Source organism: Beduini sp. (genome assembly GCF_047239305.1).
GTDB lineage: Bacteria > Bacillota_I > Bacilli_A > Erysipelotrichales > Coprobacillaceae > Beduini.
Window position 1 is genome coordinate 349,018 of sequence record NZ_JBKTEM010000002.1, and the last position, 12,703, is coordinate 361,720.

Genomic DNA, 12,703 nt, shown 5'->3' on the forward strand with positions numbered 1-12,703 from the left:
TGTATACTTAGGAAAGGGGGAATACATATGAAAATAAGAAACTATCAGCCATCAGATACGTTTACGACCATGCAGTTATTTTATGATACTGTTCATACAATTAATTGCCGCGATTATAATCAGGAACAGCTTGATGTATGGGCACCTAAAAAGCGAGATTCTAATCAATGGAACATCTCTTTTCTTGAACACTACAGCTTGATTGTTGAAGAAGAGGGCCAGGTGATTGGATTTGGCGACATTGATGATTCGGGTTATCTCGATCGATTTTATATACATGCCTCCTTTCAAGGAAAAGGAGCCGGCAGACTTTTATTAGAAGCACTGGAGGCTTGTGTGGCAGAAGATCAAGATATTGTAACCCATGCATCGATTACGGCTAAACCGTTTTTTATAAGAATGGGGTATGTGACAGATCATGCACAAATTGTAGAAAAAGCTGGGGTTCAGATGAAAAATTATGTCATGGTAAAAAGACGGCAATCTCATGAAAGATAATTCACTTTATTAAACAAATTAATCCATTTTTATATTATTGCTAAATTAATAAAAAAATTTTTTAAATAATATAATGAAAGGGGTTGACTTTTTAATAAAAAACAGGTAATATCATGTCAACAAAACAAATGCGATGAATGGAAATAGTAGATGATGAACATAGCATAGAGAGATTCTGGTTGGTGTAAAGAATCATATGTGATTAATCGAACTCGTCCACGAGCAGAGCACTAAACGCCATAGGCAAGTAAGCTGCTACGGTCCCTGCACCCGTTATCGTGCTAGAGTATATACTGATTTATTCAGCGTACTTGATAAGGTTAATATGGTGACATATTAATAAATTGAGGTGGAACCACGGAAGCATACAACTCTCGTCCTCTAATCTTTAAGATTAGTGCGGGAGTTTTTATTTTATATGGAGGAAGGGCGAAACAATGATGAATTATAAAAAATACAAAAAATTTGAAACCGTGAAATTGAAAGATCGTACATGGCCGGATAATGAAATCACCAAAGCACCGATCTGGTGCAGTGTCGATCTAAGAGATGGCAATCAGGCATTAATTACCCCAATGAACATTGAAGAAAAAATAGAGATGTTTCAAATGCTGGTAGATATGGGATTTAAAGAAATTGAAGTGGGATTTCCTTCTTCGTCACAGATTGAATATGACTTTTTGAGAGCTTTGATCGACCGCCAGCTGATTCCGGATGATGTGATTGTTCAAGTCTTGACACAGGCGAGAGAACATTTGATCAGACGTACCTTTGAATCCTTGAAAGGTTTGAAAAAAGCAATCGTGCATATTTATAATTCAACTTCAGTATTACAGCGTGATGTTGTGTTTGGAATGGATAAGGAACAGATCAAACAGATTGCCGTAGAAGGAACGCGTTTAGTTAAAAGCTTAACGTCGGAGTTTGACGGTGAAGTCATCTTGGAATATTCACCGGAAAGCTTTACGGGAACGGAAATGGATTACGCAGTCGAAATCTGTGATGCGGTCATGGATGAATGGGAAGCGACAGAAAATAAAAAAGTGATTATCAATCTTCCTTCGACAGTGGAGATGAATACTCCGAATGTCTATGCCGATCAGATTGAGTACTGCTGCAGAAACTTTAAAAATCGTAACCGTGTGATCGTCAGTGTTCATCCACATAATGACCGCGGATGCGGCGTTGCTTCTACCGAATTAGCACTCTTAGCCGGAGCTGATCGTGTAGAAGGGACTTTATTTGGAAACGGAGAAAGAACCGGAAACGTCGATATTATCAATGTCGCAATGAATATGTTTACTCATGGCATTGATCCTAAATTAAATATGTCAGACATGAATGCGATTAAAGGAGTTTACGAACGTGTTACTAAAATGGAAGTCGGTCCAAGACATCCATATGCCGGACAGCTTGTCTTTACTGCTTTCTCAGGCAGCCATCAAGACGCAATTAATAAGGGCATGAGGGCTTATCATGAAAGAAATACCGGTACTTGGGAAGTGCCTTATCTGCCAATTGATCCGGCGGATCTGAATCGTCAGTATGAACCGATCGTTCGTATTAACTCTCAATCTGGAAAAGGCGGGGTTGCCTTTGTGATGGATACGACTTACGGTTTCAGACTGCCAAAGGCAATGCAGCAGGACTTTTCTAAAAGTATTCAAAAGATTACCGAAGCAGAAGGTGAAATCACACCGGAAAGAATCTATCAGGCATTCGATCAGGAATACTTAACGAAAGAAACACCGTATGCTTTTGTAAGATACCGCATTGAAGATCATCATGATACAACTAGTGAGAACCCTATTAAAGTAGAAATAACCTTGATGGATCATGGGAATGAAAAAACAATTATCGGGCATGGAAACGGACCGATTGATTCCGTAAAAAATGCTTTAGATCAAAATGGCTATATTCAAACAGAATTAATTGATTATCAAGAACATGCTTTAGCTTCCGGTTCAAGTGCCAAAGCCGCGGCATACGTTCAGTTAAAAGAATCTGCAAGCGGCATCTGTGAATTTGGTGCAGGGGTCGATCCGAATATTAATATCGCTTCGATCAAAGCAATCTTCTCAGCCATGAATCGTATAGATGAAAAAATGAAAAAGTAGGTGAAACAATGAAACGATTTGTAATTTCAATCCTAGCAGAAAATTCATTTGGAGTGCTCAGCCGTGTGACCGGTCTGTTTGCCCGCCGTGGGTACAGTATCGATACGCTGACTGCCGGAACCACACAGATCCCGGGAATTTCCCGCATGACAGTGGTGGCTCGCGGAGAAAGAGATGTGATTGAACAGCTCAAAAAACAGCTTAGTAAATTAGTTGATGTGGTAGAACTCTATGAATTGCCGGAAGAAGGATCGGTATTTCGAGAACTCGTCTTATTAAAAGTGGAAGTCGATGATGACAGCCGTCAGAAAGTTGTCTCAATCGTCGATTTATTTAGAGCGAAGGTCATTGATGTCGCACCGGCATCATTAACCATAGAAGTAACAGGGGATCAATCCAAAATTAATGGATTGCTCGCCATGATGAAAGGTTTCAACATTATTGAAATGGCAAGAACCGGCTTAACCGGACTTAGCCGTGGTATCAGTGATGGAAACATAAATAATTAATAACCAAGGGGGAAAAGAAAATGGCAAAGATTTACTACGAAAGTGATTGTGATTTATCAGTATTAGACGGAAAGACAGTAGCGGTGATCGGTTATGGTTCACAAGGGCATGCTCATGCATTAAACATGAAAGAATCAGGAGTGAATGTCATTATTGGATTATATGAAGGATCAAAATCTTGGAAAAAAGCAGAAGAACAAGGCTTCCAAGTGTACACTTCTGCCGAAGCAGCAAAGAGAGCAGATATCGTCATGATCTTAATCAATGATGAAAAACAAGCTAAATTATATAAAAATGATATTGAACCAAACTTAAAATCAGGAGCAGCTTTAGCGTTTGCTCATGGATTCAATATCCATTACGGGTGCATTACACCGGCTAAAGATATCGATGTTTTCATGATCGCACCTAAAGGTCCGGGTCATACAGTAAGAAGCCAATATCAAGAAGGAAAAGGAGTACCTTGCTTAATCGCTGTTCATCAAGATGCAACCGGAAAAGCCTATGACATCGGATTAGCTTATGCATTAGCGATCGGTGGTGCCAGAGCCGGAGTATTGGAAACAACGTTCAGAGAAGAAACAGAAACAGACTTATTTGGAGAACAGGCCGTATTATGCGGTGGGGTTGTGGCTTTAATGAAGGCCGGATTTGAAACATTGGTAGAAGCTGGATATGAACCTGAAAGTGCATATTTTGAATGTATTCATGAAATGAAGTTAATCGTTGACTTAATCTTCCAAAGCGGATTTAAAGGAATGCGTTATTCAATTTCAAACACAGCAGAATATGGAGACTACATCACAGGACCTAAAATCATCACAGAAGATACTAAAAAAGCTATGAAGAAGATCTTATCAGATATCCAAGACGGAACATTTGCCAGAGATTGGTTAGTGGAAAATGAAGTGGGATGTCCTCATTTCTTAGCTATGAGAAAAAATGAAGCGAACCATCAGTCAGAAAAAACAGGGGAAGAGCTACGTAAATTATACAGCTGGAATGATGACAACAAATTATTAGACAACTAAATTAAACACATCGCATTTAATGCGATGCTAGTAATGAGTAATCGATACTCATTAGTAGCTTCGTCATTTAAACAAAGGGAGGACACAACAATGGCAATGACAATGACACAAAAAATCTTGGCAGCACATGCCGGATTAAAAGAAGTAACAGCCGGACAGCTGATTGAAGCAAAACTGGATATCGTAATGGCAAATGATATTACCGGTCCAATGGCTAAACCGATTTTTGAAGAAATGGGATCAAAGGTTTTTGATAAGGACAAAGTGGTAATTGTACCAGACCATTTTACACCGGCTAAAGATATTAAATCTGCCGAAAATGCAAAAGCAATGAGAGAATTTGCCTGTGAACAGTGCTTAACGCATTATTATGAAATCGGACGCATGGGGATCGAACATGCGTTACTGCCGGAAAAAGGATTGGTTGTCGCTGGGGAATGCGTCATCGGAGCCGACAGTCATACATGTACCTATGGTGCTTTGGGCGCTTTTTCTACCGGTGTTGGAAGTACGGATATAGCGACCGGGATGGCAATCGGAGAACTATGGTTCAAAGTCCCATCTGCCATTAAATTTAATTTAGTAGGAAAACTTCCACCCCATGTCAGTGGAAAAGATGTTATTTTGCATATTATTGGGATGATCGGAGTAGATGGAGCATTATATAAATCAATGGAATTCGTTGGGGAAGGTGTTTCTTCACTTACTATGGATGATCGTTTCACGATTTCCAACATGGCAATTGAAGCCGGAGGAAAAAACGGGATTTTTATCGTTGATGATCAGGCGAGAGACTACATGAAAGAACATTCCACAAAAACATATACTGAATATGCACCGGATGAAGATGCTGTATATGATGAAGAATATACGATTGATTTGTCAAAAATTCGTCCGACGATTGCTTTCCCACATTTACCGGGAAATGCAAAAACGATTGATGAAGTATATGCGATGGAACCGATTAAGATTGATCAAGTTGTTATCGGTTCTTGTACAAACGGACGTATGAACGATATGCGTGAAGCTGCTGCTATCCTAAAGGGCCATAAAGTTGCGGATCATGTCAGAGTAATGGTGATCCCGGCAACACAAAAAATCTATCTGCAATGTATTACCGAAGGTTTGGCAGAAATCTTTGTTGAAAGTGGCTGTACATTTAATACACCAAGCTGTGGACCATGCATGGGCGGACATATGGGCGTATTAGCTGCAGGAGAAAAATGTGTTTCAACGACAAATCGTAACTTTGTTGGACGTATGGGACATGTTGATTCAAAAGTATACCTTGCATCACCAGCAGTAGCCGCTGCCAGCGCTATTAAAGGTGTCATAGCATGCGTGGAAGATATTTAAAGGAGGAACATTATGAAAGCATTAGGAAAAGTATTCAAATATGGGGATAACGTTGATACAGATGTCATTATCCCGGCACGTTATTTAAATTCATTTGATCCTCGTGATCTGGCCGCACACTGCATGGAGGATATTGATAAAGAATTTGTGAACAAGGTTCAATCCGGGGATATAATTGTCGGTGGAAAAAACTTTGGCTGCGGTTCTTCTCGTGAACACGCCCCCTTAGCAATCAAGACCTGTGGTGTAAGCTGTGTCATTGCTAAATCATTTGCCCGTATCTTCTATCGTAACTCAATTAATATCGGTTTTCCGATCTTAGAATGTGTAGAGGCAGCAGATGACATCGATGAAGGAAATGAAATCGAAATCGATTATGCAACCGGAATTATCTATAATAAAACAAAGAATAAACATTATCAGGCTCAGCCTTTTCCGCCATTTTTACAGAAAATGATCGAACTAGACGGATTGGTGAACTATGTCAACTCAAAAAAGAAGGAGGCACAATAATGGCTTACCAGATTACAGTGATTAAAGGGGATGGGATTGGTCCCGAAATCGTTGATGAAACAATCAAAGTTTTAGATGCTGTCGGGGAAAAATACGGATATCAATTCAATTATGAACGTGTATTGATGGGGGGAGAATCCATCGATGCCTATGGTGTTCCTATTACCGATGAAGCGATTGCCATCGCTAAAAAAAGTGATGCCGTTCTTCTAGGGGCGATTGGCGGCGATACAACGACGTCACCTTGGTATCAGTTAGCGCCTAATCTTCGCCCGGAAGCCGGACTTTTAAAAATAAGAAAAGAACTAGGTTTATTCGCAAACTTAAGACCTGCTTATCTTTATGAAGAATTAAAAGGTGCCTGCCCATTAAAAGAAGAAATCACAAAGGGTGGCTTCGATATGATGATTATGCGTGAATTAACCGGCGGAATCTATTTCGGTGATCGTAAAACAGAAGAAGTGAACGGGGTTAAGAAAGCTACCGATATCTTAACTTATGATGAAAACGAGATTCGCAGAATCGCAAAATGGGGATTTGATATTGCCATGAAACGTCGAAAATCAGTGATCAGTGTGGATAAAGCAAACGTTTTGGATTCATCAAGATTATGGCGTAAAGTAGTGGAAGAAGTGGCAAAGGATTATCCGGAAGTCAAATTAGAACATATGCTGGTAGATAATTGTGCCATGCAGTTGGTTCGTGATCCAAAGCAGTTTGATGTCATCTTAACAGAAAATATGTTTGGTGATATCTTATCCGATGAAGCCAGCATGGTAACAGGATCTATCGGTATGTTGTCAAGTGCTTCTTTAGCGGAAGGAAAATTCGGTTTATATGAACCAAGCCATGGGTCTGCACCGGATATTGCCGGAACCGGAAAAGCAAATCCAATTGCGACCATTTTATCTGCAGCAATGATGCTTCGTTATTCTTTTGATTTAGATGAAGAAGCAGCAAAGATTGAGGCAGCAGTTGGGCAAGTATTAAAAGAAGGGTATCGTACAAGCGATATTTACGAAGAAGGAACAAAGAAAGTAACAACAAGTCAAATGGGTACATTAATTGCCCAAAGAGTATAAGAGGGGGAACAAGGATGAAAAGTGATAACGCAAAAAGCGGTGTAGAGCGTGCACCACACCGTTCATTATATAATGCATTAGGATATACCGAAGAAGAATTAGCACGTCCATTGATCGGTGTGGTAAATTCTTATAATGAAATCGTACCCGGACATATGAATCTTGATAAAATTGCGGAAGCCGTTAAAAAAGGTATCTATCTAGCCGGAGGAACACCGGTAGAAATACCGGCTATTGCGGTCTGTGATGGAATTTCAATGGGACATGTGGGAATGAAATATTCATTAGCGACTCGTGAATTGATTGCCGATTCCACAGAAGCGATGGCGATTGCTCATCAATTTGACGGACTGGTTATGATTCCTAACTGTGATAAGAATGTTCCAGGGTTATTGATGGCGGCAGCCCGTGTCAATATCCCGACAATCTTTGTCAGCGGCGGACCGATGTTAGCAGGGAAAGCCTTGGACGGTAAACGTACTTGCTTATCATCTTTGTTTGAAGCAGTCGGACAATTTAATGCCGGAAAAATGACAGCAGAAAAATTAAAAGAGTTTGAAAATAAAGCCTGTCCTACCTGTGGTTCTTGTTCGGGGATGTACACCGCCAATTCAATGAACTGTTTAACTGAAGTTTTAGGGATGGGGTTAAAAGGGAATGGAACAATTCCAGCGGTTTACTCTGAAAGAATTCGTTTAGCTAAACATGCCGGAATGCAGATCATGGAACTTGTGAAAAAAGATATTAAACCAAGAGATATTATGAATGAAAAAGCCTTTATGAATGCCTTAGCTGTGGATATGGCTTTAGGATGTTCAACGAACTCTATGCTTCATCTTCCTGCTATTGCTTATGAGGCAGGGGTGCAACTAGACTTAGAAGTCGCTAATCAAGTGAGTTTAAGAGTTCCGAATTTATGTCACTTAGCGCCAGCCGGAGATACCTTTATTGAAGATTTAAATGATGCCGGCGGAATCTATGCAGTCATGAATGAATTAAATAAAATCGGTGTTCTGAATACCGATATCATCACCTGTACCACAAAAACAGTGGCAGAAAATATCGAGGGATGCATTAACCTGGATCCAACGATTATTCGTCCGGTAGAAGAGCCTTATTCAAAAACAGGCGGTATCGCTGTTTTAAAAGGAAATCTGGCAAAAGATGGGGCAGTGGTAAAACAGTCAGCGGTCGCTAAAGAAATGCTTGTGCATACAGGACCAGCTAGAGTGTTTAACTCAGAAGAAGAAGCGATCGAAGCGATTCGCTCAAATAAAATTGTCAAAGGTGACGTGGTAGTAATCCGTTATGAAGGACCTAAAGGCGGGCCGGGTATGCGTGAAATGCTTTCACCAACATCTGAGATTGCCGGAATGGGCTTAGATAAAGATGTTGCCTTAATTACAGACGGGCGTTTCTCTGGGGCAACCCGAGGGGCATCCATCGGACACATCTCACCAGAAGCTGCCGTGGGCGGAACGATTGCCTTTGTTGAAGAGGGAGATATGATTCATATTGATATTCCAAATCATATTTTAGAAGTACAAATTAGTGATGAAGAACTAGAAGCACGTAAAGTGGGATGGAAACCAAAAACACCATCAATTACAACGGGTTACTTAAAACGTTATGCCGCTTTAGTCACTTCAGCAAATACAGGAGCCGTATTAAAAGTACCGGAAGAAAAGTAAGGGGGAATAAATATGTTGATGACAGGATCACAGATCGTCATTGAATGTCTTTTGGAACAAGGCGTAGACACTATTTTCGGATATCCGGGAGGAACTATTTTAAATGTCTATGATGCCTTATATCAATATCGCGATAAGCTGACGCATATTTTGACCTCACATGAACAAGGGGCATCCCATGCAGCAGATGGGTATGCCCGTTCAACCGGAAAAGTAGGGGTATGCATGGCAACTTCAGGTCCGGGAGCGACGAATTTAGTAACCGGATTAGCAACTGCTTATATGGATTCTGTACCTGTTGTTGCGATTACATGCAACCAGATAACCAACCTGATCGGTAAAGACAGTTTTCAAGAAGTGGATATCATGGGAATGACAATGCCCATTACTAAACATAATTATATGATTAAAGATATTCGTGATTTGGCACCGGCGATCAGAAAAGCCTTTAAAATTGCTGCATCGGGAAGACCGGGACCGGTTCTTGTTGATATTACTAAAGATGTGACAGCCGCTAAATATGAATATGAAAAAATGCCAAAACAAGAAAAAGAAATGGCGAAAGATACATTTACTTTAGATCAAATCGATCAGGCTGTCGAAATGATCAAAGCTTCCAAGCAGCCGTTTGTTATGAGTGGGGGAGGAGTCATCATCAGCGAAGCAACCGACGAACTGAAAACTTTTGTTGATCTGGTTGATGCCCCTGTCTGTGATACATTAATGGGTAAAGGAAGTTACCCGAATACCTGTTCACGTTATACCGGCATGATTGGAATGCATGGAACAAAACCCACTAACTTTGGGGTTAGTCAATCTGATTTACTGATCGTTATCGGGGCTAGATTCAGTGACCGTGTGACTGGGAATACAGAAACTTTTGCCAGTCAGGCGAAGATCATTCACATCGATATTGATGAAGCAGAAATCGATAAGAATATCAAAGTGGATCATGCCATTGTCGGTGATGCTAAAGAGATTCTGAAAGTGTTGAACAGCCGTTTAGAAAAACAAGAGCATTCATTATGGATGAACACAATTCAGAAGTTAAAAGAAAAATATCCGTTAACTTACGATCGAAGTATTTTAACGGGTCCTTATATAATTGAAACGATTGACCGTGTGACAAACGGGGAAGCCTTGATGGTCACCGAAGTCGGACAGCATCAGATGTGGGCAGCACAGTATTTTAAATACAAACATCCTCGTCAGTTCATTACATCAGGCGGATTAGGAACAATGGGGTTTGGTTTAGGTGCAGCCATTGGGACAAAGCTAGGGAACAGAGAAAAAACCGTGTTTAATATTGCCGGTGACGGATGTTTCAGAATGAATTTAAATGAGATGGCAACCGTATGCCGCAATCAGATTCCGCTTATACAAGTCGTGCTGAATAATCAAGTGTTGGGAATGGTGCGACAATGGCAGACTCTATTCTACGATCAGCGTTATTCTCACACGATCTTAAATGACGGGGTAGACTTTGTGAAATTGGCGGAAGCCTTTGGGGCAAAAGCTTATCGTGTGACAAAGAAAGAAGAACTAGAAGGCATAATCAAAGAAGCGATTGCTTTAAACGCTCCTGTTTTAATCGAATGCATCATCGATCAAGATGATAAAGTATGGCCGATGGTAGCACCGGGAGGCGCTATTGCAGAAACCTTTACAGATGAAGATTTAAATAAATAATAACTCTGCGATAAAGCAGAGTTTTTTACTTTAGAGATTAATTCAACCATAGATTTGTTTTCAATTTGACTTTATTATCCTAAAATAATCTTGGAGGCAGAAACTATGGATCAGCTTAAAATCGGTAAGTTCATTGTAAAACAACGACATAAAGAAAATTTAACCTAAAAACAATTAGCTGAGAAGCTTAATGTTTTGCTATAAGCAAGTGGGAAAGAGGAATTTGCTTAATGGATATCTCGTTATTAAAGCCTTTAAGTTTATTGCTGGGTGTCAGCGTTATCGATCTTTTGTTAGGTGAGCATGTTCTCCAACAAGAAAGGAATGAACGCCATGAAGAAAGTCTGATAGATATTGCTAAAATGAATGAGATGAAATCAAGAGCGTTTGGAGTAAATGGATTTTTATTCGCTTATCAGTATTTTAATGTTCTTTTTATCTTTTAAATTCTATCAATTATATCAGTTAGATCATGACTAGAAAAATAAAATTACGAGCTGGATCACCTTCGTTGTAAGACTGTTCCTATTATTGTTTTTCTTATATAAAACTTGGCAATTCTTTTAAAAAATACTGTAATTCTTTAGAAAGGTTTTCATCTATTTTGACTTTAATTTAAGGCTTTTATTGTATCCTGTAAGCAAGGCAGGAGGGAAATAAAAACTATGGAAAGTCAGTTGAGTGTTTTTGATGCAATCATTGATATGTTGTGTTTAAAACCAATATTTATGATCGGATTTGTATTGTTGTCAGTGGTGTTATTTGCATTGTTTAAGAAAGAGAATAAGTTACCTAAAGGTCAGATCATCATTGCTTCATTTTTATTGTATTATTATGTATGTATTGTTTTATATAATGTGGTGGGAATTCCGACAATCAGTGAACTTATACGTGTCACAAGTTTAGGAGAACCTTTGTTTAATCCAAATATCAGTTTAATTCCATTAGATGGCGGTGTCAGTCTCGGATTTATCTTGAACATCTTTTGTTTTATGCCTTTAGGGTTTTTCTGCCCGCTGGTCAGTCAATCCTTTAATAAGATGAAAAATGTTGTAGTATTAGGATTTGGAGTATCCTTAGTCATTGAATTAAGTCAGTTATTTACGCTGTATCGGGCAACGGATATTAATGATCTGATTGCCAATACTTTTGGTGCTTTGCTCGGATTCTTTTGTTATCAGTTAATTTTAAAACTAAAAGTAAAAGAGACACCAGCATCCGAACACAAAGTCGGTCAGCGTTTGCCAATTTTGGTAATCGCCACAGCCTTTGTGATGATTTTTATGAGTTAAGTTCTAAAATATTTATTTTTCTTATTGCCTTGGAGTATACTCCAAGCATTATACTGTTCTTGTAATAGAAATAAAAAACAGATAAAGGAGAAAAAAGTATGAAAACATGGTTAATTACAGGATGCTCAAGTGGGATTGGAGAAGGAATTGCTAAAGCGGTATTAAAAAAGGGAGATCAGGCAGTGGTTACAGCTCGAAATCCTCAAAAACTATCAGATTTGGTAAAAGAATACCCCAAGACCGCTTATGCAGTCGCTTTGGATGTGACTGATAAAGAAAGCATTACAAACGCCTTTAAAGAAGCCTTGGCTAAATTTGGTACGATTGATGTTTTAATCAACAATGCCGGATATGGCTATCGCTCTTCAGTAGAAGAAGGAGAAATTGAAGGTGTCAATCAGTTATTCAATACAAACTTTTTTGGACCTATCGAATTAATTAAAGAAGTACTGCCAACTTTAAGAGCTAATAAAAGCGGAGCGATTGTCAATGTTTCTTCTATTGCAGCGGTTCGTTCAGGTGTTGGTTCTGGATATTATGCCGCTAGTAAAGCAGCTTTGGAACTGATGACGGATGGATTGGCAAAAGAACTGAAACCATTGGGCATTAAAGTCATGATTGTTGAGCCGGGATCATTCAGAACACATTTCTATGATACATCATTGAAAGGAACAGAAAAGAAGATTGAGGATTACGCTGAAACGGCTGGAAAAACACGTAAAGAAAATGTTGTTAATTTGAAAAATCAGCCGGGAGATCCGATTAAAGGCGGAGAAGTTATTGTTGAAGCAATTGAACGTGAAGATTATCCCTTTAGGTTATTATTAGGAAGTGATGCAGTCAGAATCGTTTCAGAAGCATTGCAGGAAAGAATCAAGGAAATTGACAACTATAAAGAGATCAGTACAAAATCAGATTATTAAAA

12 protein-coding genes and 1 other annotated feature are annotated in these 12,703 nt (G+C 39.3%); all 12 genes read left to right on the forward strand.

Going from position 1 to position 12,703, the window contains the following annotated elements:
- Positions 1 to 27: 27 nt before the first annotated feature.
- The 12 genes from ACLRVU_RS05385 (at position 28) to ACLRVU_RS05440 (ending at position 12,701) form a co-directional block, all read left to right on the forward strand.
- The gene (locus tag ACLRVU_RS05385; RefSeq protein WP_412891022.1) at positions 28 to 498 is read left to right on the forward strand and encodes a GNAT family N-acetyltransferase; all 471 of its coding nucleotides are present in this window, start codon (positions 28 to 30) and stop codon (positions 496 to 498) included.
- Positions 499 to 622: 124 nt separating this feature from the next.
- Positions 623 to 883 (forward strand) — a binding site (T-box leader).
- A 52-nt stretch (positions 884 to 935) separates the two neighbouring features.
- A complete protein-coding gene (leuA, locus tag ACLRVU_RS05390; protein ID WP_412891023.1) occupies positions 936 to 2,615 on the forward strand; it encodes a 2-isopropylmalate synthase in 1,680 nt (559 codons plus the stop codon).
- A gap of 8 nt (positions 2,616 to 2,623) precedes the next feature.
- Positions 2,624 to 3,124, forward strand: a complete 501-nt coding sequence (ilvN, locus tag ACLRVU_RS05395) for an acetolactate synthase small subunit (protein ID WP_412891024.1) — start codon at positions 2,624 to 2,626, stop codon at positions 3,122 to 3,124.
- A gap of 20 nt (positions 3,125 to 3,144) precedes the next feature.
- Entirely contained in the window at positions 3,145 to 4,155 is a 1,011-nt protein-coding gene (ilvC, locus tag ACLRVU_RS05400) for a ketol-acid reductoisomerase (protein ID WP_412891025.1), read from the forward strand.
- A gap of 90 nt (positions 4,156 to 4,245) precedes the next feature.
- On the forward strand, positions 4,246 to 5,511 hold the full coding sequence (gene leuC / locus ACLRVU_RS05405; protein WP_412891026.1) for a 3-isopropylmalate dehydratase large subunit: 1,266 nt from the start codon (positions 4,246 to 4,248) through the stop codon (positions 5,509 to 5,511).
- Positions 5,512 to 5,523: 12 nt separating this feature from the next.
- Positions 5,524 to 6,024, forward strand: coding sequence for a 3-isopropylmalate dehydratase small subunit (gene leuD, locus ACLRVU_RS05410; RefSeq protein ID WP_412891027.1), 501 nt, complete (start codon positions 5,524 to 5,526; stop codon positions 6,022 to 6,024).
- Positions 6,024 to 7,106 (forward strand): 3-isopropylmalate dehydrogenase, encoded by a 1,083-nt coding sequence (gene leuB, locus ACLRVU_RS05415; RefSeq protein ID WP_412891028.1) that lies wholly within the window; start codon positions 6,024 to 6,026, stop codon positions 7,104 to 7,106. The genes leuD and leuB overlap by 1 nt, the downstream gene beginning before the upstream one ends.
- A 14-nt stretch (positions 7,107 to 7,120) precedes the next feature.
- Entirely contained in the window at positions 7,121 to 8,797 is a 1,677-nt protein-coding gene (ilvD, locus tag ACLRVU_RS05420) for a dihydroxy-acid dehydratase (protein WP_412891029.1), read from the forward strand.
- A 12-nt stretch (positions 8,798 to 8,809) separates the two neighbouring features.
- Positions 8,810 to 10,486 (forward strand): biosynthetic-type acetolactate synthase large subunit, encoded by a 1,677-nt coding sequence (ilvB, locus tag ACLRVU_RS05425; RefSeq protein ID WP_412891030.1) that lies wholly within the window; start codon positions 8,810 to 8,812, stop codon positions 10,484 to 10,486.
- A gap of 230 nt (positions 10,487 to 10,716) precedes the next feature.
- Complete coding sequence (locus tag ACLRVU_RS05430; protein WP_412891031.1) at positions 10,717 to 10,932, forward strand: hypothetical protein; 216 nt, start codon at positions 10,717 to 10,719, stop codon at positions 10,930 to 10,932.
- A 219-nt stretch (positions 10,933 to 11,151) separates the two neighbouring features.
- On the forward strand, positions 11,152 to 11,778 hold the full coding sequence (locus ACLRVU_RS05435) for a VanZ family protein (RefSeq protein WP_412891032.1): 627 nt from the start codon (positions 11,152 to 11,154) through the stop codon (positions 11,776 to 11,778).
- Between the two features lie 98 nt (positions 11,779 to 11,876).
- Positions 11,877 to 12,701: an oxidoreductase gene (locus tag ACLRVU_RS05440; protein ID WP_412891033.1), complete on the forward strand. Its 825-nt coding sequence runs from the start codon at positions 11,877 to 11,879 to the stop codon at positions 12,699 to 12,701.
- The last annotated feature ends 2 nt before the right edge of the window (positions 12,702 to 12,703 follow it).

What these genes read in the sequence shown, in the direction of transcription:
- ACLRVU_RS05385 (WP_412891022.1), top strand. Translation starts at nt 28, where the DNA reads ATGAAAATAAGAAACTATCAGCCATCAGATACGTTTACGACCATGCAG.
- leuA (WP_412891023.1), top strand. Translation starts at nt 936, where the DNA reads ATGATGAATTATAAAAAATACAAAAAATTTGAAACCGTGAAATTGAAA.
- ilvN (WP_412891024.1), top strand. Translation starts at nt 2,624, where the DNA reads ATGAAACGATTTGTAATTTCAATCCTAGCAGAAAATTCATTTGGAGTG.
- ilvC (WP_412891025.1), top strand. Translation starts at nt 3,145, where the DNA reads ATGGCAAAGATTTACTACGAAAGTGATTGTGATTTATCAGTATTAGAC.
- leuC (WP_412891026.1), top strand. Translation starts at nt 4,246, where the DNA reads ATGGCAATGACAATGACACAAAAAATCTTGGCAGCACATGCCGGATTA.
- leuD (WP_412891027.1), top strand. Translation starts at nt 5,524, where the DNA reads ATGAAAGCATTAGGAAAAGTATTCAAATATGGGGATAACGTTGATACA.
- leuB (WP_412891028.1), top strand. Translation starts at nt 6,024, where the DNA reads ATGGCTTACCAGATTACAGTGATTAAAGGGGATGGGATTGGTCCCGAA.
- ilvD (WP_412891029.1), top strand. Translation starts at nt 7,121, where the DNA reads ATGAAAAGTGATAACGCAAAAAGCGGTGTAGAGCGTGCACCACACCGT.
- ilvB (WP_412891030.1), top strand. Translation starts at nt 8,810, where the DNA reads ATGTTGATGACAGGATCACAGATCGTCATTGAATGTCTTTTGGAACAA.
- ACLRVU_RS05430 (WP_412891031.1), top strand. Translation starts at nt 10,717, where the DNA reads ATGGATATCTCGTTATTAAAGCCTTTAAGTTTATTGCTGGGTGTCAGC.
- ACLRVU_RS05435 (WP_412891032.1), top strand. Translation starts at nt 11,152, where the DNA reads ATGGAAAGTCAGTTGAGTGTTTTTGATGCAATCATTGATATGTTGTGT.
- ACLRVU_RS05440 (WP_412891033.1), top strand. Translation starts at nt 11,877, where the DNA reads ATGAAAACATGGTTAATTACAGGATGCTCAAGTGGGATTGGAGAAGGA.